Source organism: Paracoccus marcusii (genome assembly GCF_006151785.1).
Taxonomy (GTDB): domain Bacteria; phylum Pseudomonadota; class Alphaproteobacteria; order Rhodobacterales; family Rhodobacteraceae; genus Paracoccus; species Paracoccus marcusii.
Map to the genome: position 1 here is coordinate 1 of NZ_VDDD01000045.1, position 25,173 is coordinate 25,173.

The 25,173-nt window shown below is 67.3% G+C and carries 24 protein-coding genes and 1 pseudogene; 9 read left to right on the forward strand and 16 right to left on the reverse strand.

Going from position 1 to position 25,173, the window contains the following annotated elements:
• From FHD68_RS09000 to FHD68_RS09025, 6 genes and pseudogenes are all read right to left on the reverse strand, one after another.
• Positions 1–333, reverse strand: a pseudogene (locus FHD68_RS09000) (inorganic phosphate transporter); the annotation flags it as partial.
• A gap of 6 nt (positions 334–339) precedes the next feature.
• Positions 340–795: an NUDIX hydrolase gene (locus tag FHD68_RS09005; protein WP_045982667.1), complete on the reverse strand. Its 456-nt coding sequence runs from the start codon at positions 793–795 to the stop codon at positions 340–342.
• Positions 792–1,211 (reverse strand): alternative ribosome rescue aminoacyl-tRNA hydrolase ArfB, encoded by a 420-nt coding sequence (gene arfB / locus FHD68_RS09010; RefSeq protein WP_127897474.1) that lies wholly within the window; start codon positions 1,209–1,211, stop codon positions 792–794. Before arfB ends, FHD68_RS09005 begins: the two co-directional genes overlap by 4 nt.
• 75 nt (positions 1,212–1,286) lie before the next feature.
• Positions 1,287–2,138 carry a carbon-nitrogen hydrolase family protein gene (locus FHD68_RS09015; RefSeq protein WP_127897475.1) on the reverse strand — a complete coding sequence of 284 codons (852 nt, stop codon included), beginning with the start codon at positions 2,136–2,138 and terminating at the stop codon, positions 1,287–1,289.
• A complete protein-coding gene (locus FHD68_RS09020) occupies positions 2,135–2,719 on the reverse strand; it encodes a GNAT family N-acetyltransferase (RefSeq protein WP_127897476.1) in 585 nt (194 codons plus the stop codon). Before FHD68_RS09020 ends, FHD68_RS09015 begins: the two co-directional genes overlap by 4 nt.
• Entirely contained in the window at positions 2,716–3,117 is a 402-nt protein-coding gene (locus FHD68_RS09025; protein ID WP_045982671.1) for a ketosteroid isomerase-related protein, read from the reverse strand. Before FHD68_RS09025 ends, FHD68_RS09020 begins: the two co-directional genes overlap by 4 nt.
• Before the next feature lie 149 nt (positions 3,118–3,266).
• On the opposite strand from FHD68_RS09025, the gene FHD68_RS09030 reads away from it, so the two are divergent.
• Complete coding sequence (locus tag FHD68_RS09030) at positions 3,267–4,655, forward strand: phosphohexomutase domain-containing protein (RefSeq protein WP_045982672.1); 1,389 nt, start codon at positions 3,267–3,269, stop codon at positions 4,653–4,655.
• Between the two features lie 28 nt (positions 4,656–4,683).
• Here FHD68_RS09030 and FHD68_RS09035 read toward each other — a convergent pair whose 3' ends face one another.
• From FHD68_RS09035 to cysQ, 8 genes are all read right to left on the reverse strand, one after another.
• Entirely contained in the window at positions 4,684–6,075 is a 1,392-nt protein-coding gene (locus FHD68_RS09035; protein WP_127897477.1) for a hypothetical protein, read from the reverse strand.
• Entirely contained in the window at positions 6,072–7,775 is a 1,704-nt protein-coding gene (locus tag FHD68_RS09040; protein ID WP_127897478.1) for a DUF5927 domain-containing protein, read from the reverse strand. Before FHD68_RS09040 ends, FHD68_RS09035 begins: the two co-directional genes overlap by 4 nt.
• Positions 7,772–8,797, reverse strand: a complete 1,026-nt coding sequence (locus FHD68_RS09045; protein WP_425277543.1) for a glycosyltransferase family 2 protein — start codon at positions 8,795–8,797, stop codon at positions 7,772–7,774. Before FHD68_RS09045 ends, FHD68_RS09040 begins: the two co-directional genes overlap by 4 nt.
• A 97-nt stretch (positions 8,798–8,894) precedes the next feature.
• Positions 8,895–9,917, reverse strand: a complete 1,023-nt coding sequence (locus FHD68_RS09050) for a glycosyltransferase family 2 protein (RefSeq protein WP_127897480.1) — start codon at positions 9,915–9,917, stop codon at positions 8,895–8,897.
• Positions 9,914–10,900: a UDP-glucose 4-epimerase GalE gene (gene galE, locus FHD68_RS09055; RefSeq protein ID WP_127897481.1), complete on the reverse strand. Its 987-nt coding sequence runs from the start codon at positions 10,898–10,900 to the stop codon at positions 9,914–9,916. The genes FHD68_RS09050 and galE overlap by 4 nt, the downstream gene beginning before the upstream one ends.
• A 3-nt stretch (positions 10,901–10,903) precedes the next feature.
• Positions 10,904–11,800 carry a UTP--glucose-1-phosphate uridylyltransferase gene (locus FHD68_RS09060; RefSeq protein WP_045982677.1) on the reverse strand — a complete coding sequence of 299 codons (897 nt, stop codon included), beginning with the start codon at positions 11,798–11,800 and terminating at the stop codon, positions 10,904–10,906.
• A gap of 176 nt (positions 11,801–11,976) precedes the next feature.
• Positions 11,977–12,777 carry a 3-deoxy-manno-octulosonate cytidylyltransferase gene (locus FHD68_RS09065; RefSeq protein WP_127897482.1) on the reverse strand — a complete coding sequence of 267 codons (801 nt, stop codon included), beginning with the start codon at positions 12,775–12,777 and terminating at the stop codon, positions 11,977–11,979.
• A 2-nt stretch (positions 12,778–12,779) separates the two neighbouring features.
• Positions 12,780–13,577 carry a 3'(2'),5'-bisphosphate nucleotidase CysQ gene (cysQ, locus tag FHD68_RS09070; protein WP_127897483.1) on the reverse strand — a complete coding sequence of 266 codons (798 nt, stop codon included), beginning with the start codon at positions 13,575–13,577 and terminating at the stop codon, positions 12,780–12,782.
• Between the two features lie 123 nt (positions 13,578–13,700).
• Here cysQ and FHD68_RS09075 point away from each other — a divergent pair, with 123 nt between their 5' ends.
• The 8 genes from FHD68_RS09075 (at position 13,701) to FHD68_RS09110 (ending at position 22,572) form a co-directional block, all read left to right on the forward strand.
• Positions 13,701–14,522, forward strand: a complete 822-nt coding sequence (locus FHD68_RS09075) for an ABC transporter permease (protein WP_045982680.1) — start codon at positions 13,701–13,703, stop codon at positions 14,520–14,522.
• A 193-nt stretch (positions 14,523–14,715) separates the two neighbouring features.
• On the forward strand, positions 14,716–16,632 hold the full coding sequence (dnaK, locus tag FHD68_RS09080) for a molecular chaperone DnaK (protein ID WP_045982681.1): 1,917 nt from the start codon (positions 14,716–14,718) through the stop codon (positions 16,630–16,632).
• Positions 16,633–16,715: 83 nt separating this feature from the next.
• Positions 16,716–17,879 carry a molecular chaperone DnaJ gene (gene dnaJ, locus FHD68_RS09085; RefSeq protein WP_045982682.1) on the forward strand — a complete coding sequence of 388 codons (1,164 nt, stop codon included), beginning with the start codon at positions 16,716–16,718 and terminating at the stop codon, positions 17,877–17,879.
• 42 nt (positions 17,880–17,921) lie between these two features.
• Positions 17,922–18,680, forward strand: a complete 759-nt coding sequence (radC, locus tag FHD68_RS09090; protein WP_127897484.1) for a RadC family protein — start codon at positions 17,922–17,924, stop codon at positions 18,678–18,680.
• Between the two features lie 178 nt (positions 18,681–18,858).
• Positions 18,859–19,422, forward strand: a complete 564-nt coding sequence (petA, locus tag FHD68_RS09095; protein ID WP_045982684.1) for a ubiquinol-cytochrome c reductase iron-sulfur subunit — start codon at positions 18,859–18,861, stop codon at positions 19,420–19,422.
• A gap of 11 nt (positions 19,423–19,433) precedes the next feature.
• Positions 19,434–20,774: a cytochrome b gene (petB, locus tag FHD68_RS09100; protein WP_045982685.1), complete on the forward strand. Its 1,341-nt coding sequence runs from the start codon at positions 19,434–19,436 to the stop codon at positions 20,772–20,774.
• Positions 20,775–20,788: 14 nt separating this feature from the next.
• Entirely contained in the window at positions 20,789–21,580 is a 792-nt protein-coding gene (locus FHD68_RS09105; RefSeq protein WP_046000445.1) for a cytochrome c1, read from the forward strand.
• Positions 21,581–21,693: 113 nt separating this feature from the next.
• Positions 21,694–22,572, forward strand: coding sequence for a ribokinase (locus tag FHD68_RS09110; protein WP_127897485.1), 879 nt, complete (start codon positions 21,694–21,696; stop codon positions 22,570–22,572).
• Here FHD68_RS09110 and aroC read toward each other — a convergent pair.
• Together aroC and mutS are read right to left on the reverse strand one after the other, a co-directional pair.
• Positions 22,560–23,660, reverse strand: a complete 1,101-nt coding sequence (gene aroC / locus FHD68_RS09115; protein ID WP_127897486.1) for a chorismate synthase — start codon at positions 23,658–23,660, stop codon at positions 22,560–22,562. The two genes, FHD68_RS09110 and aroC, sit on opposite strands and share 13 nt — an antisense overlap.
• Positions 23,657–25,173: DNA mismatch repair protein MutS (gene mutS, locus FHD68_RS09120; protein WP_139085568.1), on the reverse strand; the 1,517-nt coding region annotated here is incomplete at its 5' end. The genes aroC and mutS, both read right to left, overlap by 4 nt.

The following is a 25,173-nucleotide window of genomic DNA, read 5'->3' on the forward strand; positions in this document are numbered from 1 at the left end:
CACCGCCCCCGCCACGCCCGCGACGGCGACCAGCGCCAGCCCGGGCAGCAGTCCGATGGCCCCCGCCCCGACCGCCGGACCCAAGGAATTCGCGACGTCGTTCGCCCCGATCGCCACGCCCAGCCAGGCCGCGACCACCAGCCCCGCCCCGATGGCCAGCATGCCGGGCGCGGCACCCGACAGCGCCATGACCATCAGCAACCCGCCCACCAGCGCCAGCACCGCCAGCCCCAGCCGCCAGACGGGGCGGAAGGCATGCATCTGCGCGACCTCGGCATGGCCGATGCGGCCCAGATCCTTGTCCAGCGCGCGAAAGCCGGGGCGGTGCGTCATGCCGGGTCAGGCGGCATCGGGGCGGTCCAGACCGGCCAGGATCTGCTTGAGCCCCGGTTCGACCACCATGCGGGCGGCCTCGACCGGGGCGAACCAGCGACGCTTGCGCTGCCGGTCCTCGGGAAACCGGTCGGACACGCTGTCCACGGACAGCAGATAGACCCGCATCTCGACCGGGACGGCATAGCCCTGGTCCTGCTGCTTTCTGTACCGGAAGCGACCCAGTTCGGCCGGGCGGATGCGCCCGCGCACGCCGGCCTCCTCCCAGGCCTCCTGGGCTGCGGCGCCGGGGAGGGTGCGCCCCTCCATCGGCCAGCCCTTGGGAATGACCCAACGGCCCGTGTCGCGGCTGGTGATCAGCAGGACATTGCCGCTGGCCGGGTCGCGGCAGATCGCGCCGACCTGCATCAGCACCGGCCGCCGTCCCAGCAGCAGATCGAGGGTCCGGCGCCAGACGCTCATTCGTCCTCCACCTTGCCGCGCAGGGACTTGACCTCTCCGCGCACCGACTTGGCCTTCAGCCGGCGGCGCTGGCTGCCCAGGGTGGGGCGGGTGGCGATGCGGCGCTTGGGCGCGACCAGGGCCTGGCGGATCAGGTCGGCCAGCCGTTCGCGGGCCAGTTCACGGTTTCGGGCCTGGCTGCGGGTTTCCTGGGACAGGATCAGGACGGCCCCGTCCTGCGTCCAGCGCCGCCCGGCCAGCCGCTGCAGCCGCCGCTTGACCGGGTCGGTCAGGCTGGGGGATGTCGCGGCCTCGAACCGCAGCTCGACCGCGGTCTCGACCTTGTTCACGTTCTGCCCGCCCGGTCCCTGAGACCGGGTGAACTGTTCGGACAGTTCCCATTCCTGGATGGCGATGGTTTCGGTGACATGCAGCATGACCTTCAGGATATGGCGCGATCCGGGGTCAGTTAAAGCGCAAACCGGTTAATACAGTGTAAATTCCGGCTGTTCTCAGATCAGGCGACAGGGTTCCTGTTCCGGCCAATGCGCGAAGGGCAGGACCGCGCCGTCCCTGCGGCTGACATCGACGCGGGACAGATCGACGGTCGCGCGCACCCATCCCGGTGCGTCCATCTCTCCTTCGGCGATGATCCCGGTCTCGGGCCAGAAACCGTCGGGCGGGCCATAGATCGCGGCGCGGCCCCGGTTCTCGTCCAGCGCGGGCATCCAGTCGCAGGGGCCGACGGTAGGCGCCTGGACCACGACGCACTGGCTTTCCAGCGCGCGGGCCATCGCGCCGATGCGCACCCGGCTGAACCCCGCGACCGTGTCGGTGCAGCTGGGCACCAGCAGGAGCTGCGCCCCGGCCTGCGCCAGTACCCGTCCCAGCAACGGAAATTCGCTGTCATAGCAGATGAGGATGCCGATCCGCCCCAAGGTCGTGTCGAAGATCCGCAGGCCGGGCGCGCCGGTGACATGCCATTCCTCGCGTTCGAACCGGGTCATGATCTGCTTGTCCTGGTGGCCGATCACACCGTCGGGGCCATACAGCACCGCACGGTTGACCGGCCGCGCGCCGTCGAAGGCCGGCCCCGACGCGCCCAGGATGTGACAGCCGTGCCGCGCCGCAAGGTCCGCATGCAGCGCCCGGACCTGCGGGTCCAGCGCCGCCACGGCATGCAGGCTGGCCTCCAGATCGCCGGCGACCGCGCGCCCGGACAGGGATGCCAGCTCCATCGCGCCGTATTCGGGAAAGACCAGCAGGTCGGCATCAGCATCGGAGACCCACCGTGCCAGCTTGGCGGCATAGGCGTCGAAGCTGTCGAACCAGTCGATCGGATAGGCGGCGGCGGCGATCTTCACAGCGGTTTCATCCAGAATTGCAGGGTCTTTTCGGTCTCGGTGGCCTGGCCCAGGTCCTTCCAGGCGAACTGTGCGACGACGCCCGGCAGGGGCGCATAGCCGCGCTTGCGCCAGAACGCATCCAGCGGCCAGTACTCGGCCGGACGCATCGGGTGATCCGCGGGACGGATCACGCTGCAGAAGGCTGACCAGCGTGCGCCCAGGGCGCGGGCGTGATCCTCGCGCGCGTCGAAGAATGCATGGCCCAGCCCGTGCCCGCGATAGGCCCGCAGCAGCACCGATTCGGCACAGTAGAAGATGTCGGACAGCGGTTCGGGACGATCCGCGAATGCCGCGCCGAAATCGGCGGCGTGATCCGACATCGGCGCGCCCGTGGCCGCCCCCACGATCCGGTCCCCGTCCATCGCGGCGACCACGACCGCGCCGGGCGACTGATAGGCGCGCAGATAGTCGCGTTCGTAATCGGCATCGCCGTCATACAGATACGGCCAGTCGCGGAACACGTCGATCCGCAGGCGCGCCACGTCGGGCAGCGCCTCGGCCAGCGCATCGCCGGTCAGGACGCGGACCGCGACGCTCATGCGCCGACCTGGGCCATCCAGTCGGCCAGGTTGTAATAGGTGGTCACCCGCGCGATGCGGCCGTCACGGATGGTGAAGAACGCGCCCGCAGGCAGGCGATAGGTCTGGCCGCGGGCCTCGGGCAGGCCGGGATCGGTCTTCAGATAGGTTCCGTTCACGACGAATTCCGCCGCCGCGCGGTCGCCCGCCTCGTTGGCCATGATGACCATGTCGGTCAGGTTTTCCCGATAGCTTTCGGTCATGTGGGCGTTAAATTCCGCGAACAGCGCGCGGCCGCGGCGGATCTTGCCCTCGTTCACGTGGTGCTCGACGTCGTCATGCAGCAGCGCCAGCATGTCGTCGGTGCGCCCCGCGTTGAAGGCGTCGTAATAGGCGGCGATCAGGGCCTTGGCATCCATCGGGGTCTCCTTGCTTTTGCGCAAGGCTAGCGTGCCGAACGCGCGCCGTCACCTGATCCCAAGGTCCGAGGGAACCAATCCGGCCCCGGCGGCCTTGAAAAACGGTTTGAACCTGTTAGCGCTGATGCAAACAGGAACCGGAGGACTTCATGGACAATCGCGATCAGCTGGGCAAGCGCGAGATCACCTGCTTCAAGGCGTATGACGTGCGCGGAGAGCTGGGCAAGAACCTGGATGCGGACGTCGCCTATCGCATCGGTCGCGCCTTTGCGCAGGCGCGCGGCGCCAAACGCGTCGTCGTGGGTCGCGACAGCCGCGAATCCTCGCCCGAACTGGCCGCGGCGCTGATCGAGGGCCTGACCGACGGCGGCGCCGACGTGCTGGACCTTGGCCTGGCCGGCACCGAGGAGGTGTATTTCCACACTGGCAATCAGGACACCGATGGCGGCATCGAGGTCACGGCCTCGCATAACCCGATCAACTACAACGGCATGAAGATCGTGGGTCGCGGCTCGGCGCCGCTGGACCCGGCGACCGAACTGCCGCCCATCGTCGATCTGGCCACCAACGGCGAATTCGCCCCCACCACCAAGGGCAGCGTCACCGATTTCAGCCATGCCCGCGCCGAATACGCATCGCGCATGGCCGATTTCGTCGATGTGGCCGCGCTGCGCCCGATGAAGATCGTGGTGAATGCCGGCAACGGCACCGCGGGCCCGACCTTCGACGCGATCGCCGAGGAGCTGGAGCGTCGGGGCGCGCCGCTGACCTTCGTGCGGATGCACCACAACGTCGACAGCAGCTTTCCCAACGGCATCCCCAACCCTCTGCTGGACGAGAACCAGCCCCCCACCGTCGCGCGGATGAAGGAAGAAAAGGCCGACCTGGGCGTGGCCTGGGACGGCGATTTCGACCGCTGCTTCTTCTTCGACGAGAACGGGCGCTTCATTCCCGGGGAATACATCGTGGGCCTGCTGGGCGCGGCATTCCTGGAGAAGTCGCCCGGCGAGAAGATCGTCCATGACCCCCGCGTGATCATGAATACCCGCGCCATGATCGAAGAGGCCGGCGGCGAGGCCGTGGTGTCCAAGACCGGCCATGCCTTCATCAAGCGCAAGATGCGCGATGTCAGCGCGATCTATGGCGGAGAGATGTCGGCGCATCACTATTTCCGCGACTTCTACTATTGTGACAGCGGCATGATCCCGTGGCTGCTGATGATCGAACTGCTGTCGCGCAAGGGCATGACCCTGGCCGAGATGCTGGAAGAGCGGATGCGCCTGTATCCGTCGTCCGGAGAGACGAACTACACCATCTCGGACCCGGATGCGGCCATCGCGCGCCTGATCGAAACCTACGAGCCGCAGGCCGACAGCCGGGACGACCTGGACGGGGTGTCGCTGAACTTTGGCAAGTGGCGGTTCAACCTGCGCAAGTCGAACACCGAACCGGTGGTCCGCCTGAACGTCGAATCCGATGGCGACGCGGCGCTGGTGCGTGAAAAGCAGGCCGAACTGGCGGCGCTGCTCAAGGCGTGACGGGCAGGCGGGCCGAAAGGCCCGCCCCCTAGTCCGAAAACCCGAAGGCGATGTAGTCGCGCAGGTACGCCTGACGCGCGGCCTGCAGCAGGGCCTTGTCGCGCAGGAAATCGGGCATCGGCTGAACCTTCAGCCCCGCCAGGCGCGCGTCGTCGATCCCTGCCGCGCGGGCCAGCGTGGGCAGTTCGTCGGCGATGCGGTCCTCGCGGATCAGCATGTCGGGGCTGGCCACGCGGCTGAACCCGGCGATCACCTCGGACTGGCTGGCCCAACCGGCATGGGTGGGCAGTGTCGTCTGGCCGTTCAGGTTACGTTTCAGGAAGGCCAGGAACTGTGCGAACAGCTCCAGCTGCGCCTGACGATCCATCCCCGCCAATGCCGCGTCCGGCGGCAGCGCCACCCGATGGACGTCGCGCATCAGCTGACGCAGTTCGGGGCGGCTGTCGGTCAGCAGCTGCCGGAACGCCGTCCAGGCCCGGTGCAGCGGGTGGCGCAGTACCGCAAAGCTGCGATGGCCGGGATGCTGGCGTTTCCACTGGCGCAGGCTTGTCTGGGTGAAATCGCCCGACACCGCGCCCAGTGTCGCCATCCAGTCGCGCACCGCATCCCCCGGCCCGCAGCGGACCGGCATGAAGATCAGCCCCTGCCCCGCCTCGACCGCGGAAAAGCTGGGCACGGAGGGGCCGCGACGCGGTTCGAAATTCGGGATGCGGCGCAGCATGAACGGGTCAATCTGCGCCAGGTCCGCCTGCATCTCGTCGAAATTGCGGACCTTGTCGGCCAGTTCGCGAGGGTTCTGGGGCACCTGGTCGCTGGCGGGTTCGACCCTTGCGATGTCGGTGCGGCCCAGCCAGTGGACCAGGCCGGTCATCACCTCGGGGTCGCGCAGGTCCTCGTATCCCAGCCAGAAGGCGGTCTGCCCGGTCACCTGCAACCGGTGCATCACGCGCAGCTGAAACCGCTCGACAGCCGCGATGGTGTCGCGGAACTCTGGCCCGTCATAGGTGATCGCGGCGGGGATCGGAGTCTCCGTCTCGTTCAGCTTCCACTGGTTCGTCTCGCGCGCAAGCTGGGTCGAGACATAGCTGTCCAGCGGGTTGCGGGTCAGCACGATCTTGGCGCATTCGGGGTCATGCATGATCGCGTCGAAGACCCGCGGATCGTGATCGTGGAAATAGCGGAAGCCGGGCAGATGGCCGGGCCGGTCGAACAGCCTGTCCAGCAGGACCATCGGGTCGGCCTCGCGCTGGGCGCGGGTGACGCCCTGCAATTCGTCCTTGTCGGGCCAGCCCATCATGTAGGGGTTGAACGCCTCGCCAAAGCAGGTGACGCCCCGCAGCGCGTTCAGCGTCGCCTCCAGCAGGTTCGAGCCCGTGCGCATCTCGGCGAAGATGACGAAGCGGCGGAACGGAACGGTCATTCGGCGGCGGTCCTTTCGGGAAGGGGGATGTCCGGCATGGGCAGGCCGTCGCCGAACATGCGCGGACGCAGGCCGGAATTGCGCAGCCGCCGCAGCAACTCGGGCAGCCCGTGCAGGTCACGCATCTGCGGCATGTCGGTGGGCGCGTCCGCCAGGCGCGGCAGCTGGGCCAGCGACTGGAACAGCATCTCCTGGGGGCGGGCCAGGAAGTCGGACAGTTCATGGACATGCACGCGCGCCTTGACCCAGACCGAATTCAGCACGTCCATCTGCGCGATCTCGGCCCGCTGCAGCAGGGCCGTGACCCGGCGGATGTCGTCGAAGGGCATGTCCGATCGCAGCAGCGGCAGCATCCAGGCCCCGGTGACCACATGGATATGGGCGTTCGGGTCCGTGGCGATGAACCAATTCAGCGCCTGGTTGTCGCGCGGGCTGAACTGGAACACCTGCATCCGCGTGGTGATGCGGATCAGCGCGGTCAGGAACCCGTGCGGGTCGCGGTCGCGGATCAACGTACTGGACGAGATCGCCCCCGGTCCGATCTGCGGGCGGCCGCCGAATTCCACCGTCTCGGGCCCCAGCAGGTGGCCGTGGACATCGGCATCGACCTGCGCGGACAGCCACCCCTCGAAGCCGGGAAAGATGTCGGAAAAGCCCTGGAACATCGCATAGGGGGCCGAAGTCTTGCCGTTCTCGGCATCCTTGCGCGGAAAGCGCGACTGCATGTAGAGGCCGGGCCGCCCCAGCAGGCGGCGGCGCACCGTCCGGTTGATCAAACGTTCGATCCGTTGGGGCTGGGGCGCGGACAGATCGGGGCGGGCACCGGCCGGACGCGGGAAATGCGCCAGAAGATGCGCGGCTTCGGGCCAGACCTTGCGCGCCACGAAGCAGCGCGACTCCTCCAGCATCAGGGCGTGGTCGTCGTACAGCTGATAGGGCCTGCCGTCGTGGTCGAACTTGGCCAGGGTCAGCGAATGGCTTTCGATGCGGGTCGCGTGGCGCCGCGCCAGCGTCTGGAAATAGCTTTCGTCCGGGATCCAGACCATGCGGAAATAGCGGTCGAACTCGGCCCGGCGCGGATCGTCCAGGATCGCGCGCAGCGTCATCACCGTCAGGCACCACCATTGCGCCCCCAGATGCGGGGTCAGCCCCTTGGGCAGCCTGCGGCGGATGCCCAGGCGGCGCTGCCACTCGGTCAGGCGATCGAACAGCCAGCGCCGCCTGCGCCAGTCCAGCGGATAGAACAGGGTAAAGCGTTCCTCGTTCAGCCCGCCGACGGTCCAGCCGACGTCCAGCGCACTGACGCTTTCGATATGGTCGCGGTCGGGGTCCTGCGCCAGGAACGCCGTCAGGTCGCGCACCGGGCGCAGCGGCAGGCAGGCCCCGGATGCCAGATAGACATGGGTGACGTCGGAAAAGCTGTCCAGCAGCAGCCGCGCCGCATCCTGGGTGGCGCGCACCAGGCTGAAGCGGCCCCAGTCGCAGGTATGGCGCCGCGACCAGACGATGCCGGGAAGGTCGGACAGTTCGACCTGCATCCGCGCCACCGACCGGGCCGAGGCCTTGGCATCGACATGGATCGCCACCCGAGCGCCGCCCTGGACCCAGATCCGCGCCATGTGGGCCGCCACGTCCAGGCGCGCATGGCACAGAAGCACCACCCCCAGCCTGACACGGCGCACCTCCACCGGGCCCGTCATGCCCAGTTCCCCCGGGAGATCAGCCCCAGATCCTCCAGCTGGCGCCAGTCGTCGTATTCGCGCGATTCGCTGCACCACAGGTCGGTGCCGCCGCGCAGCCCGGCGTGATACGCCTTGTATTCCTTGCTGTTGGCATAATGCTGGCGACGGTCCAGCTCCTCGGCGGACTTGTCGGCGAAGGTGGACAGGAACTTGGCGTGCAGCAGGCAGCCCGATGCCATCTCTCCGCCGGCCTCGTCATAGACCATGTTCAGATGGCGGGGCAGCAGCATGTGGGTCGAACTGACATAGGCATAGCGCCAGTCCCACCTGACCAGCGGGGTCTTGTTCAGCGCCGGGCCGGACAGGGGTTCGGCGGTGAAGAACTTGCGCGTGCGGGGACCGCCCTGGATCCACAGGTTGCCGTAATAGGGGTTCTTGCTGATCGTGTAGTTCGCCGGATCGAACCATCGGGCGATGGTGAACGGGTCCGTCCCCTCGGCATAAGGTTCGTCCTCGATATGGCCGCGGGGGTACATGTCCAGCAGCATGGCCGGAAAGCTGCGCCGCCCCGAGGCCTCCAGCCAGTCGGTCAGGGCGGGCAGCGGGCGCGAATCGCAATGCGGATAGATCAGGAACTCGTCCGGATCGACGGTCAGGCACCAATGCCCGTGGCCGTACTTTGCCAGAAGCCTGTTGATCCAGTCCATCCCGAACCGCGACCGCTTGTAGCCGGCATTGGTCCACCACAGCGACACGTCGGGCTGTTCGGCCAGATAATTGCCGCTGCCGTCATCGCTGTCGTTGTTCACGAACAGAAAATGATTCACGCCCAGGTTGCGGTAATAGTTCAGAAAGAATGGCAGCCGCACCCGTTCGTTGCGCATCGTCACCAGGGCCAGGATGTCGTTCTTGCGGATCTGGGCAGTGCGGTTGACCACGGGCCGCAGGGCCCGCCGCCGGTTGAACGCGCGCGCGATCAGGTACTGCCGTTCGGCCCTGCGCCGCAGGCGGTCGGGGATCGGGAACCGGCCCATGCGCATCACGCGGACCGGCGATCGGCAGAAGATGTGCGGCGCGACGTCATGCCCTAGCAATGTGCAGGACACCCCGTTTTGGCAAGCCCATTCAGCGCTTTGGTCAACGCGGCCAGTCGCCTGTGCCCATCAGGCCAAGGTCGACAAGCTGCCGCCACCCCGTGAATCGCACGGATTCCGGCCCGTGCAGCCGCGGCCCGGCCGCAACCGCGCGGTGATAGGCGGCATAGGCATCGGGGTCCGCGAAATGCTGGCGCCGACCCAGTTCCTCATGCGACTTGGCGACGATGTCGGGCAGGAACTTGCCGTGCAGAAGCGCGCCCGACAGCCGTGCATCGCCCGGCCCGTCATAGATCAGGTTCAGCCGGGGCGGCAGGATCGAATGGGTCGAGTTCACATAGACGGCCCGCCCGGTCCAGCGCATCAGCGGCAGCTTGTTCATCGTGGGCGCGCGTCGCGGGGCATCGGCAAAGAACACCCGGTCGCGGACACCGCCCTGCAACCACAGATTTTGGCGCGGCACCGCCCTGCTGGACCGCCACGGCCCCGCGTCGAACCACGGCAGACGCCGTGTCAGCGGCGCCTCCGGCGGCGCATCGGCGGTGCCCAGCGGTCCCGACGGATACAGGTCCAGCATCACCGCCCCCAGCCCCGGCTGCCCGATCCGGTCCAGATGGGCCGTCAGATCGGGCAGCGGCCGGGTATCGTGATGGGGATAGACCAGCAGCTCATCGGCATCGACGGTCGCGCACCAATGCCCCCGCCCGAACCGCCACAGCAGCGCGCCGGCCCAATCCAGCCCGAACCGCGCCTTGCGATAGCTGGCGTCGCAGCGCCACAGCGACACGTCGGGCTGGGCTGCCAGAAACCGGTCCGACCCGTCCGTGCCGGCATTGTCGACGATCAGGAAATGCGCGACGCCCAAGCGGCGATAATGGTCCAGAAACCCCGGCAGGTGCGCGATCTCGTTACGCAGGGTGGTCACGGCCAAGATGTCGGCGGAGCGGATGGCGGCGGTACGGTCGGCGACCGGCTGCAGCAGATGGCGCGCCCTAAGGGCGCGCCAGATCAGTTCGCGGCGTTTCCAGCGCAGGCGATAGGCCTGCCACGCCGCGCGCGGTGTCACTGCCTGTAATCGCCCGTCTGATGCCAGCGCCAGGCATCCGCGATCATCTGGGGCATGGTCGATCGGTCGGGCGACCAGCCCAGTTCGGCCTTGGCACGCGTGCTGCCGCAGACCAGCTTGACCGCGTCGCCGCCCCTGCGCGGGCCGTCCAGCATCGGAACTTCGCGGTTGGTGATCGAGCGCGTCGCGTCCACCACCTCGCGGACCGAGAATCCGTCGCCGGTTCCCAGGCAGAAGACCCGGCTTTCGCGTCCCGCCCGCAGCCATTCCAGACCCTTCACATGCGCGTCGACCAGGTCCATCACATGGACATAGTCGCGGATGCAGGTGCCGTCGGCGGTGGGATAGTCAGTGCCGTGGATGGTCAGCGCCGCGCGCTTGCCATCGACCGCATCCAGGATCAGCGGGATCAGATGCGTTTCCGGGCGGTGGAATTCACCGACCTGCCCGTCGGGATCGGCGCCCGCGACGTTGAAATACCGGAAGATCACAGAGCGCAGGCCGTGGGCCGCGCCGAAATCCGTCAGCATGTCCTCGATCGCGCGCTTGGAGGCGCCATAGGCATTGAGCGGCGCCTGCGGGGTGTCCTCGTCCAGGATCTCGCCGTCGCGGTCACCATAGGTCGCGCAGGTCGAGCTGAAGACGAAATCCAGACAGCCCGCGGCCACCGCGGCCTCGATCAGGTTCAACGACCCCGCGACGTTGTTGCGCCAGTAGAGGCCCGGTTCGGCCATCGCCTCTCCGACCTGGGACAGGGCCGCGAAATGCAGCACCGCCACGGGCCGGTGTTCGGCGAAGGCCGCGTCAAGGGCGGCACGGTCCATTAGGTCGGCCTCGACCACCGGACCGAACTTGACCGCATCGCGCCAGCCGGTGGAGAAATTGTCCAGCGTGACGGGGGTGAACCCCGCCGCCGCCAGTGCCTTGCAGGCGTGCGAGCCGATATAGCCCGCGCCGCCCGTCACCAGAACCGTATCCGACATGAATTATTCGGCCGCCCGGCGCATGGACATCACCTCGTGCAGGTACTCGGCGAACTCGTCCTTCAGCTCGTCGCGCTCCAGGCCAAAGGCCACGGTCGCCTGCAGGAAGCCTGCCTTGGAACCGCAATCGAAACGCTGGCCGCGGAAGCGCAGGCCGAACACGTCGCGGCCCGCCTGGATCTCCTCGGCGATGGCGTCGGTCAGCTGGATCTCGCCACCGGCGCCCTGCTTCAGCTTGTTGAGGTTCTTCATGACCGTCGGCGCCAGGATATAGCGGCCGATCACCGCCAGGTTCGACGGCTGCGTGCCGGTGGCGGGCTTTTCGACCATGCCCTTGGCGCGCACGATCGCGCCCATGTCCTCGGCCACGTCCAGAACGCCATAGGCCTTGGCCTTTTCGGGCGCGACCTCCATCGTGGCGACCATGCTGCCGCCGGTCTCGCCATAAGCCTCTATCATCTGCTGCAGGCAGGGGGGCTCGCCTTGGATGACGTCGTCGGTCAGCACGACCGCAAAGGGCTCGTCATCCGACAGCAGGCGACGGGCGCACCAGACCGCATGGCCCAGGCCCAGGGCCTTGTGCTGGCGGATATAGGCGATGGCGCCCGAATCCATGTTCGTCGCACGCAGAATCTCCAGCAGCTCGGTCTTGCCGGCCTTCTTCAGGCTGGATTCCAGCTCGTGCGCGTGGTCGAAATAGTCCTCAAGCGAGCCCTTGCCGCGCGAGGTCACGAAGATGAATTCCTTGATGCCTGCCGCGCGCGCCTCGTCGATGGCGTATTGAATCAGCGGCTTGTCGACCAGCGACAGCATTTCCTTGGGGATGCTCTTGGTGGTGGGTAGGAATCGTGTTCCCAGTCCGGCGACCGGAAAGATGGCTTTTGTAACCTTGCGACCCATGACGGATACCTTTTGTATGGCTCGGCGGGACCAGTCCCCGCCGCAATGGCGTCGATGCCTAGTGCAGCAGCGACATTGACTTCAATGGGCAGGTTAGGCTCTCGGCAGCTTGTCGCCAAGCAAATGTCGAGAATTCGCTGCAAATTCACAAAGATCAAACGCTGCGGGGCAGGCGATCACATCATCGCCATGTCCTGCATCATCTGCTCCAGACGCGGAACATCCTGAGGGTTGTTTAGTTCCCAGAATTGCCGACCGCGTGCCTCGACCTCGACGCAGCGCACATGGCGGCCGCGTTCCAGAAAACGCAGCTGTTCCAGTCCCTCCAACCGTTCCAGTGCGCCTTCGGGCCAGGTGGCGTATTCGGCCAGCGCCGCCGGGCGATAGGCATAGACGCCCACGTGATGAAAGACCGGGCTTGGCGCGTCGGGGGCCACGTCACCCGGAACAAAGGGGATGACCTCCTTGGAAAAGTACAGCGCACGGCCCTCATGGCCGAAAACCGCCGTCGTCCCGCCCACGCGCCCCGCATGGCGGTCGGCGATGAGGTCGGCCCGCATCGCCCCGGTGCAGCGCAGGACAGGCGTCGCCACCTGCGCGTCGGGATCGGCGCGCAGGCCGGCGACCAGATCCTCAACGAACCAGGCAGGCGTCAGCGGCGCGTCGCCCTGCAGGTTCACCACGATCTCGGGGGTCAGGCCCAGGGTCGCCACCGCCTCGGCGCAGCGCTCGGTGCCGTTGCGGCAGTCGGGGCTGGTCATCGCCACCTCCGCGCCGAAGGCCAGGGCGTGGTCGCGGATGCGGTCGTCGTCGGTGGCCACGATAACGCGGTCGATCCCGCGCACGCCGACGGCCGCGTCCCAGCTGCGTCGGATCAGGCTGCGCGCCTGCCCCCCCGCGCCGCGCAGTTCGACCAGCGGCTTGCCCGGATAGCGGGTCGAGGCGAAACGGGCGGGAATGACGATGACGACCGACATGGTCACTCCTTCACCAGCAGGACGCCCGGCGCATAGGCGATGAAGAACGGGTTCTCGAACCCCGGCTTGCCATAGGCCAGGGGGCTGTGGTCGTCGAACCGCACGACCTCTCCGCCGGCGCCGCGCAGGACGGCGTCGCCCGCGGCGGTGTCCCATTCCATCGTCCGGCCCAGGCGCGGATACAGGTCAGCCTCGCCCGTGGCGACCAGGCAGAACTTCAGCGAACTGCCTGCGCTGGTCATGTCGCGCAGGCCGTAGCGGTCGATATAGGCGTCGGTCGCCGCGTCGCGATGCGACTTGGAGGCGACGACCATCAGGCCGCGGTTGTCGGGCATCGGGTTCACGCCGATCGGGCGGGTCTCTCCGGGCGCGTCCCCGAAGGGGCCCGTCTCCTCGACGGACCGCCCGTCGGCGGTGGTGTAGAACAGCCGCCCCTTGGCGGGGGCGTAGACGATGCCGCGCACCGGCACGCCGTGCTGGACATAGGCGATGTTGACGGTGAAATCGCCGCGGCGCTGGACGAACTCCTTGGTCCCGTCCAGCGGGTCCACGATCAGGAAGGTGCGCAGGCTCTGGCCGTGGGTGTCGGCCTGCTCCTCGGTCACCAGGGGCGTGTCCGGGAACGCCTCGCGCAGCCCGGCCGAGATCAGCGCATCGGCGGCCTCGTCCGCGGCGGTGACGGGCGAATCATCGGACTTGGCGCGGACGTCGAAATCGTCGGCCTCGTAGATCTGCATGATCCGGTCGCCGGCCTGCAGGGCCAGGCGCCGCATTTCGGTGATCAGTCGGTCGAATTGCATTCACTTTCCTTTCCCTGCCAGAGGCCTGCGGCCGCTGCCCGATTGTGCGGGGGTGCTGCGCCTCTTATGATGTGCGGCGGGTCCATCGGCAAGCGCCGGGCCGCCAGTGACGGAGCACCGCCCTTGTTCAAGCAGCGCCAGAACCGGAACCTGTTCCAGGCCGCCTTCACCACCTTCGCGCTGATCTATCACCAGACGGTGTACAACCTGCGCACCGAACACCGCAACGCGGTGCTGGGCCTGGTCATGACCATGATGCAAAGCGTCGTCTTCGTCGTGGTGTTTCTGGGCATGTACACGCTGATCGGCATCGGCGGGTCGCAGATCCGCGGGGATTTCCTGCTGTACATCATGTCGGGGATCTTCATCTTCATGCTGCACGTGCAGGCCGTGGGCGCGGTCGCGGGCAGCCATTCGGTGTCGTCGGGCATCATCAAGCACGAACCCCTGAACGCGGCGGTGCTGATCTCGGGGGCGGCGCTGGCGGTGCTGTACCGCCAGACGATCAGCTGCCTGGTGATCCTGTCGGTCTACCACATGGTCTTCCAGCCGATCACGATCGAGGACCCTGTCGGTGCCGGGTCGCTGTTCGTGGTGTCCTGGTTCACCGGCTGCGCGATCGGGCTGATCTTTCTGGGCATCCGCCCCTGGTCCCCGCAGGCCTGCAAGGTGCTGACGATGGTCTATCAGCGCGTGAACATGTTCGCGTCGGGCAAGTTCTTCGTCGCCAACATGATCCCCAGCTTCATCCTGCCATGGTTCGCGTGGAACCCGCTGTTCCACCTGATCGACCAGGAACGCGGCTTCCTGTTCATCAACTATTCGCCCCATCGCACGATGCTGTTCTACCCCCTGTGGTTCGCGATCGCGGCGCTGATGGTGGGGCTGCTGATCAACTTCACGACCCGCAAGTACGAATCCATCAGCTGGAGCGCCGCGCAGTAGCGCCATGGCCCCGGTTTCGCGGGCCCAAACCACCGATTTTGCGCTGCGGCAGTGCTTGCGGGGCTGAATTGCATCCCTATATACACCCCCGAAGCGGTCCGGAGGTTCCGGCCCGTTCGTCAAGGGATCGGGCCTCGGGGGCCGCAACGGACCCGCAGTCCAAGATATCGCCGCAAGAGAAGGTTAAACACATATGTCAAAAGTCATCGGCATCGACCTCGGCACCACCAACAGCTGCGTCGCCATCATGGACGGCAGCCAGCCGAAGGTCATCGAGAACAGCGAAGGCGCGCGCACCACGCCCTCGATCGTGGGTTTCAAGGATGGTGAACGCCTGGTCGGCCAGCCCGCCAAGCGCCAGGCCGTGACCAACCCGACCAACACCGTCTTTGCCGTGAAACGCCTGATCGGGCGCCGCATGGGCGACGAGGCCGTCGAGAAGGACCGCAAGATGGTCCCCTACACCATCGCGGATGGTGGCAACGGCGACGCCTGGGTCGAGGTGCAGGGTGAGAAGTACTCCCCCGCGCAGGTCAGCGCGATGATCCTTCAGAAGATGAAGGAGACCGCCGAATCCTATCTGGGCGAGACCGTGACCCAGGCCGTGATCACCGTTCCGGCCTATTTCAACGACGCCCAGCGCCAAGCCACCAAGGATGCCGGCAAGATCGCCGGACTGGAAGTGCTGCGCATCATCAACGAGCCGACCGCGGCCGCGCTGGCTTATGGTCTGGACAAGAAGGAAACCAAGACGATCGCGGTCTATGACCTTGGCGGCGGTACCTTCGACATCACCATCCTGGAGATCGACGACGGCCTGTTCGAGGTGAAGTCCACGAACGGCGACACCTTCCTGGGTGGCGAAGACTTCGACATGCGGATCGTGAACTATCTGGCCGACGAGTTCAAAAAGGAACACGGCGTCGATCTGTCCAAGGACAAGATGGCCCTGCAGCGCCTGAAGGAAGCCGCGGAAAAGGCCAAGATCGAGCTGTCTTCCTCCAGCCAGACCGAGATCAACCAGCCGTTCATCTCGATGGACAAGAACAGCGGCACCCCGCTGCACCTGGTCGTCAAGCTGACCCGCTCCAAGCTGGAAAGCCTGGTCGCGGACCTGATCAAGCGCACCATGAAGCCCGTCCAGGACGCGCTGAAGGATGCCGGCTGCTCCAAGGGAGACATCGACGAGGTCGTCCTGGTCGGCGGCATGACCCGCATGCCCAAGGTCGTGGCCGAGGTCACCGAGTTCTTCGGCAAGGAGCCCCACAAAGGCGTGAACCCCGACGAGGTCGTGGCCCTTGGCGCCGCCATTCAGGCCGGCGTGCTGCAGGGTGACGTCAAGGACGTCGTGCTGCTGGACGTGACGCCGCTGTCGCTGGGCATCGAGACGCTGGGTGGCGTGTTCACCCGCCTGATCGACCGCAACACGACCATCCCGACCAAGAAGAGCCAGATCTTCTCGACCGCCGAGGACAACCAGGGCGCCGTGACGATTCGCGTGTTCCAGGGTGAGCGCGAGATGGCCGCGGACAACAAGATGCTGGGCCAGTTCAACCTGGAGCACATCCCGCCCGCGCCGCGCGGCATGCCGCAGATCGAGGTGACCTTCGACATCGACGCCAACGGCATCGTGTCGGTGGCCGCCAAGGACAAGGGCACCGGGAAAGAGCAGACCATCACCATCGCGGCTTCGGGCGGTCTGTCCGACGAGGACATCGAGCGGATGGTCAAGGATGCCGAGGCGAACGCCGAATCCGACAAGACCCGCCGCGAGCTGGTCGAGGCCAAGAACCAAGCCGAAAGCCTGATCCACTCGACCAACAAGTCGCTGTCCGAGCATGGCGACAAGGTCGACGCCTCGACCGTCGAGGCCATCGAGCTGGCCATCGGCGCGCTGGAGGAATCGCTGAAGTCCGAGGACCCGGGCAAGATCCGGTCGGGCATCCAGAACGTCATGGACGCGTCCATGCGCCTGGGCGAGGCAATCTACAAGAACCAGCAGAGCGCCGAGGACTCCGATCCGTCGGACCGCGACGCCCCGCGTGATGTCGACGACGACATCGTGGACGCCGATTTCGAAGATCTGGGCGACGACAAGAAGCGCGGCTGATCGGGGCCGCATCCCCTGACCGGGCCGGCCCGCCTTTCCCGCGGGCCGGCCTGTTTCATGGGGACAGCTGAACAGGACGACACATGAGCAAGCGTTGTTACTACGAAGTGCTCGGGGTCACGCGCGGGGCCTCGACCGACGAGATCAAGAAGGCCTACCGCACCAAGGCCAAAGAGCTGCATCCCGACCGCAACCAGGACGATGCGACAGCCGAGGCCCGCTTCAAGGAAGCGAACGAGGCCTATGACTGCCTGAAGGACGACACCAAGAAGGCCGCCTATGACCGCTTCGGCCATGCCGCCTTCGAGGGTGGCATGGGCGGCGGTGGCGGTGGCCGCGGCCAGCATCCGGGCGATTTCGGCGCGGCGTTCGCCGACGTGTTCGAGGATCTGTTCGGCGACATGATGGGCCGTCGCGGCGGCGGCGGTGGCGGGCGTGCCCGGGCGCAGCGCGGGCAGGACCTGCGCTACAACCTGCGCGTCAGCCTTGAGGACGCCTATGTCGGCGTGCAAAAGCCGATCACCGTGCGCGGCTCGGTCGCCTGCGGCGAATGCGACGGGACCGGGGCCGAGGGCGCGTCCCAGCCTGCCGCCTGTCCGACCTGCGCAGGCATGGGCAAGGTCCGCGCCCAGCAGGGCTTCTTCACCGTCGAACGCACCTGCCCGACCTGCGGCGGCGCCGGCCAGATCGTCAAGAACCCGTGCAAGGCCTGCCACGGTGCGGGCCGGATGGAACGCGACCGCGCGCTGTCGGTGAACATTCCCGCCGGTGTCGAGACCGGCACCCGAATCCGGCTGGCCGGAGAGGGCGAGGCAGGGCTGCGTGGCGGTCCGGCCGGGGATCTGTACATCTTCATCGAGGTCCAGGACCACGCCATCTTCCTGCGCGACGGCAAGACGCTGGCCTGCCAGGTGCCGGTCAGCATGGCCACCGCCGCCTTGGGCGGCGAAGTCGAGGTGCCGACCATCGACGGCGGGCGCGCCCGCGTCAAGGTCGCCGCCGGCAGCCAGACGGGCCGGCAGATGCGCCTGCGCGGCAAGGGCATGCCGCCCCTGCGCCACGGCCCCGGGGCGCAGGGCGATTTCGGCGACATGCTGATCGAGCTGACCGTCGAGACGCCGGTCAACCTGACGCCCCGCCAGCGGGAGCTGCTGCGAGAGTTCGAGGCCGAGAAGGCCGACAACAGCCCGCAATCGGACAGCTTCTTCGACAAGGTGAAAGGGTTCTGGGAAGGGATGACCCGTTAAGGGTTAACCGTTCCTTTACCGATTCGGGTTCATGTTCCGCACATGGACCCGAATCGTTCCTTTGGCGAAATGCCCCTGCCCCTGTTCAGCCCCGCCGCGGATGACGTGGTGCCGGCCACCAAGGCCGCACCCTCCTATCTGGCCGATCACCGGGCAAGGCTGCGCGAACGGTTCCTGCAGGGCGGCGCGACCGCGATGCCCGATTACGAGCTTTTGGAGCTGGTGCTGTTCCGCGCCATCCCGCGCCAGGACGTCAAACCGCTGGCCCGCCGCCTGATCGAGACCTTCGGCGATTTCAACCGCGTGGTCACCGCGCCGCCCGCCCGCCTGCAGGCGGTCGACGGTGTTGGCCCCGCGGTCGTCACCGAACTGAAGATCGTCGAGGCCGCGGCGCAGCGAATGGCCCGCGCCCGCATCATGCACCGCCCGGTCCTGTCCAGCTGGCAGTCGCTGCTGGACTATTGCCACACCGCGATGGCGCATCGCGAGATCGAGCAGTTCCGCGTGCTGTACCTGGACCGAAAGAACGTCCTGATCGCGGACGAGGAGCAGTCGCGCGGCACGGTGGACCACGTCCCCGTCTATCCCCGCGAGATCATCCGCCGCGCATTGGAGCTGAACGCCTCGGCGCTGATCCTGGTGCATAACCACCCCTCGGGCGATCCGACGCCCTCGGACAGCGACATCGCCATGACGGTGCGCATCGGGCAGGCCGCAGAAAGCATGGGAATCACCATCCACGACCACCTGATCATCGGCAAGTCGCGCGAGCTGTCGTTCCGGTCCGAGGGCCTGCTCTGATCCCCGCGGGGGGTGCAGCATTTGTGCCCGATGCGTCGAATTGCAACGGGCCGCGACGGCTTATCATCTGGACTGACGAGGAATTGAGGGCTAGAACCGCCCCGCGAAGGCTGCGTTTCGGACGCGGCCCGGAATGTCGTATCGGCCTGCATTGACGGCCCGAATTGGAGTATGACCCGTGTCCCACGCAGATGACCACGTAGGCACCCGGAGGGATTTCCTCTATTATGCCACGGCGGGCGCAGGCACGGTGGCCGCCGGTGCCGCCGCCTGGACCCTTGTGAATCAGATGAACCCCTCGGCCGACGTGCAGGCGCTGGCCTCGATCCAGGTCGATGTCAGCGGCGTCGCCGCCGGGTCGCAGATCACCGTGCTGTTCCTGGGCAAGCCCGTGTTCATCCGCCGCCGGACCCCCGAGGAGATCGAGGCCGGACGTGCGGTCGAGCTGAGCGAGCTGCCCGACCAGAACGCCCAGAACCCCAACCTGGCCGACGGATCGCCCGCCACCGACGCGAACCGCGCGCTGGACGAGACCGGCGAATGGCTGGTCCAGATCGGCGTCTGCACCCATCTGGGCTGCGTGCCCATCGGTGACGGCGCGGGCGATTTCGGCGGCTGGTTCTGCCCCTGCCACGGCAGCCATTACGACACCGCAGGCCGCATCCGTCGCGGGCCCGCGCCGCAGAACATGCATATTCCGCTGGCGTCGTTCGTGAACGACACCACCATTCAGCTGGGTTAAGGAGGGTTATCATGGCCGGAATTCCGCACGACCATTACGAGCCCAAGTCGGGCTTCGAACGCTGGCTTCACCGCCGCCTGCCCGTCGCCGGCGTGCTTTACGACACGCTGATGATCCCCACGCCCAAGAACCTGAACTGGATGTGGATCTGGGGGATCGTGCTGGTCTTCTGCCTGGTGCTGCAGATCGTCACGGGCATCGTCCTGGTGATGCACTATACCCCGCATGTCGACATGGCCTTCGCCAGCGTCGAGCACATCATGCGCAACGTCAACGGCGGCTACATGCTGCGCTACATCCACATGAACGGCGCGTCGCTGTTCTTCGTGGCCGTGTACCTGCACATCTTCCGCGGCCTCTACTACGGCAGCTACAAGGCCCCGCGCGAGGTCACCTGGATCATCGGCATGCTGATCTACCTGCTGATGATGGCCACCGCCTTCATGGGCTACGTGCTGCCCTGGGGTCAGATGTCTTTCTGGGGCGCGACCGTGATCACCGGCCTGTTCGGCGCCATTCCGGGCGTGGGTGAAACGCTGCAGACCTGGCTGCTGGGCGGACCCGCGGTCGGCAACGCGACGCTGAACCGCTTCTTCTCGCTGCACTACCTGCTGCCCTTCATCATCGCGGGCCTGGTCATCGTCCACGTGTGGGCCTTCCACACCACGGGCAACAACAACCCGACCGGCATCGAGGTGCGTCGCACCAGCAAGGAGGAGGCCGCCAAGGACACCCTGCCCTTCTGGCCCTACTTCGTCATCAAGGACCTGTTCGCGCTGGCCGTCATTTTGGCCGTGTTCTTCGCGATCGTGGGCTTCATGCCCAACTACCTGGGCCACCCGGACAACTACATCGAGGCCAATGCGCTGGCCACGCCCGCGCATATCGTGCCCGAATGGTACTTCCTGCCCTTCTACGCGATCCTGCGCGCCTTCGACGCCGAGGTGTGGCTGGTCCAGCTGGTCCAGTTCGTGACCTTCGGCATCGTCGACGCCAAGTTCTTCGGCGTGCTGGCGATGTTCGGCGCCATCGTGGTGATGGGCCTGGCGCCCTGGCTGGACACCAGCCGCGTGCGCTCGGGCCGCTATCGTCCGCAGTTCAAGTGGTGGTTCTGGCTGCTGGCGGTCGACTTCGTCGTCCTGACCTGGGTCGGTGCCATGCCCACCGAGGGGCCCTATCCCTACATCGCGCTGGCTGCCGCGGCCTACTGGTTCGGCTACTTCCTGGTGATCCTGCCGCTGCTGGGCGTGATCGAGAAGCCGGAGCCCATGCCCGCCACGATCGAGGAAGACTTCAACGAACACTACGCGCCCAAGGTTGGTGGAACCAGCCTGACGCAGCCGGCCGAATGAGAGGACCAAGGATCATGCTGAAAGCACTAGCGATCGCCGCCGTCACGGCCCTTGGCCTGTCCGGACCGGCGATGGCCGCAGGCGAAGGCGGGCACATCGAGGATGTCGCCTTCCCGCACGAGGGTCCGTTCGGCGCATACGACCAGTTCCAGCTGCAGCGCGGGTTGCAGGTCTATACCGAGGTCTGCTCGGCCTGCCACGGCCTGAAATACGTCGCCATCCGCACTCTGGCGGATGAAGGCGGCCCTGGCCTGCCCGAGGATCAGGTCCGCGCCTATGCGGCCGAACTGCTGCCGGTCTTCGACGACGCGATCGGAGAGGAGCGTCCGCGCACCATCACCGATCACTTCCCGGCAACCTCGGGTGACGGCATGGGCCCGGACCTGTCGCTGATGGCCAAGGCCCGCGCGGGCTTTCACGGCCCCTTCGGCACCGGTCTCAGCCAGCTGGTCAACGGCATGGGCGGTCCGGAATACATCCACGCCCTGCTGACCAGCTATACCGGCGAGGACCAGGAACAGGCCGGCACGCTGCTGCACGGAAACACCGCCTTCCCGGGCGGCTGGATCAGCATGGCGGCTCCGCTGTCCGACGGTCAGGTCACCTACGAGGACGGCACCGAGGCGACCGTCGACCAGATGGCGATGGACATCGCAGCCTTCCTGATGTGGACCGCCGAGCCCAAGATGATGGACCGCAAGTCCGTGGGCCTGGTCGCGGTGCTGTTCCTGGTGCTGCTCAGCGCGCTGCTCTATGTCGTGAACAAGCGGCTGTGGGCGCCCCACAAGGGCAAGCTGCCCGCCTGATCCTGCACGACAGGTCGACATGACAGGACGCGCTCCGCAACGGGCGCGTCTTTTCACATCTGGACAAGGCCCGGCCCGCCCGGTCACATGGCCGCCAAACGGCGGAGGCGTGCATGGCAATCTGGAACCTGGGCTCGATCAACATCGACCATGTCTATCGGCTGGAGAGCCTGCCCAAGCCCGGAGAGACGTTGGCCTCGCGCGGCTATGCGCAGGGTCTGGGCGGCAAGGGCGCGAACCAGTCGGTCGCCGCGGCGCGCGCGGGCGCGGTCACGCATCACCTGGGCGCGATGGGCACGGGCGATGACTGGGTGCGGGACCGGCTGGCGCAGGCAGGCGTGGACATGGGCCATGTCGCCCGGCTTGCGGATCAGGCGACGGGCCACGCGATCATCCTGCTGGATGCCGATGCGGAAAACGCCATCGTCATCCACCCCGGCGCGAACCGTGCCATCGACGAGAATGCCCTGACGCAGGCCCTCTCCGCCCTGACCCCCACTGATACGCTGCTGATCCAGAACGAGACGAACGGCCAGGTCGCCGCCGCCCGCGCGGCGCAGGCGCAGGGCGCGCGCGTGATCTATTCCGCCGCCCCCTTCGATCTGGACGCGGTGCGCGCGATCCTACCCCATGTGTCGATCCTGGCGATGAACGCCGGAGAGGCGGAGCAGCTGTTCGCGGGTGTTCCCGGCGACCTGCCCGTGCAGGGCCTGCTGATCACCCGCGGCGCGGACGGAGCCGAATATCGCGACCTGACCACCGCGCAGGTGCATGAGCAGCCCTCGTTCCGCGTGACGCCTGTGGACACGACCGGCGCGGGCGACACCTTCGCGGGCTATTTCGCGGCGGCGCTGGACAGCGGGGCGGATATTCCTGCCGCCCTAAGGTTGGCCTCGGCCGCGGCGGCGGTCAAGGTCACGCGGGCGGGGGCGGGCGATGCCATCCCCACCCGCACGGAAGTAGACGCGTTTCTGGCCGATCAGCCGATCTGACCACGCACCCCGCCGGTCTGCGCCCGGTCCATCAGCAGGTGATCCAGGATCACGCAGGCCGCCATCGCCTCTGCCACCGGCACGGCACGGATGCCCACGCAGGGGTCGTGGCGGCCCTTGGTGATCACGTCGATCTCCTCTCCGCGCGCATTGATCGATCGGCGGGGCGTGGTGATCGAGCTGGTCGGCTTGATCGCGAAACGCACGACGATGTCCTGACCCGTTGAAATGCCTCCTAGAATCCCGCCTGCATGGTTCGACAGGAACTCCGGCCCGTCCGGCCCCATGCGGATCTCGTCCGCGTTCGCCACCCCGGTCAGCGCGGCCGAGGCCATGCCCTCGCCGATCTCCACGGCCTTCACGGCATTGATCGACATCATCGCGGCGGCCAGATCGGTGTCCAGCTTCGCATAGACTGGCGCGCCGAGGCCGGCGGGACAGCCCTGAACGCAGACCTCGATGGCCGCGCCGACGCTGTTCTGATCCTTGCGGATGCCGTCCAGGTAATCGGACCAGGCCTGAACCGCGCCCGCATCGGGCAGGAAGAACGGATTGTCGTTCACCGCGCCCAGGTCCAGCCGCGCGCGGTCCAGATGCATCGCCCCCATCTGCACCATGTAGCCGGTGATCCGCAGATCGGGCACCAACGCGCCCAGCACCGCCTGCGCCACCGCTCCCGCCGCAACCCGCGCCGCCGTCTCGCGCGCCGAAGACCGGCCCCCGCCGCGATAGTCGCGCACCCCGTATTTCAGATGATAGGTGATGTCGGCATGACCGGGGCGGAAACTGGTCGCGATGTCGCCGTAATCCTTGGACCGCTGATCGGTGTTCTCGATCATCAGCTGGATCGCGGTGCCGGTGGTGACGCCCTCAAAGACGCCGGACAGGATGCGCACCTGGTCGGGCTCGCGCCGCTGCGTGGTGTGCTTGGAGGTGCCGGGGCGGCGGCGGTCCATGAAGCGCTGGATGTATTCTTCGGTCAGGGGCACGCCGGGCGGCACGCCGTCCACCGTCGCGCCCAGGGCGGGGCCGTGGCTTTCGCCCCAGGTGGTAAAGCGGAACTCGCGGCCGAAGGTGTTGTAGCTCATGGGCGCGTCTCCTCGGACAGGGCTTTCAGTTCATAGATCAGGTCCAGCGCCTCGCGCGGGGACAGGGCGTCGGGATGGACCGCCTTCAGCCGGTCGTCCAACGGGCGGGCCTTGGGCGCGGGCGGCGGCACGGCGCGGAACAGCGGCAGGTCGTCGATCAGCGCCACGGGGCGCGCCGACTGACGCTCTCCGCTTTCCAGCGCGGTCAGGACGGTGCGGGCGCGCTCCACGACCGACGCGGGCAGGCCCGCCAGCCGTGCGACCTGGACGCCATAGCTGCGGTCGGCCGCGCCCTTCCTGACCTCGTGCAGGAAGATCACCTCGCCCTGCCATTCGCGCACGGTGACGGTGGCGTTCTCGACGCCCTCCAGCTTGGCCGACAGCGCCGTCATCTCATGGTAATGCGTCGCGAACAGCGCCCGGCAGCGGTTGGCGGCATGCAGATGCTCCATCACCGCCCAGGCAATCGACAGCCCGTCCCAGGTCGAGGTGCCGCGCCCGATCTCGTCCAGGATCACCAGCGCGCGGTCATCGGCCTGGTTCAGGATCGCGGCGGTTTCCACCATCTCGACCATGAAGGTCGAGCGCCCCCGCGCCAGGTCGTCGGCGGCGCCCACGCGGCTGAACAGCTGGCTGACCAGCCCGATATGCGCCGCCCGCGCCGGAACAAAGGCCCCGGCCTGCGCCAGCACCGCGATCAGCGCGTTCTGGCGCAGGAAGGTCGACTTGCCCGCCATGTTCGGCCCGGTCAGCAGCCAGATCGCGGGCGTGGCCCCGGTGGTCAGGTCGCAATCATTGGCGACGAAGCTTTCCGCCTTGCGGCGCAGCGCGCGTTCCACGACCGGATGGCGGCCCCCTTCGATGACGAAGGCGCGGCTGTCATCGACGCGCGGCCGGACCCAGCCCTCGCCCGAGGCAAGATCGGCAAAGGCGCAGGCAAGGTCGATCTCGGCCAGCGCGCGCGCTGCCTGCCCGATGCGCGCCGCCTGATCCAGGATCGCCGTCCGCAGGCGGTCGAAGATGCCCCGCTCGATCTCCAGCGCGCGGTCGCGGGCGTTCAGGATGCGGGTCTCCAGTTCGGACAGTTCCACCGTGGTGAAGCGGATCTGGTTCGCGGTGGTCTGGCGGTGGATGAAGGTCTGGTTCAGCGGCGCGGCCATCATGCGTTCGGCATGGGTGGTCGTCGTCTCGATGAAATAGCCCAGGACGTTGTTGTGCTTGATCTTCAGGCTGCCGACCCCGGCCAGTGCCGCGTAATCGGCCTGCATCCCGGCGATGACGCCGCGCCCCTCGTCGCGCAGCCGCCGGGTCTGGTCCAGATCGGCGTCATGCCCCTCGGCCACGAAGCCGCCGTCCCGCGCCAGCAGCGGCGGCTCGGCCACCAGCGCATCGTCCAGCAGGTCAACCAGCGTCTCATGCCCGACCAGATCGCCCGCCGCATCGCGCAGCACGGGCGGCGCATCACCGGGCAGGCGCGCCGCGATGGCCGCGCCCTGCGTCAGCCCCGCCCGGA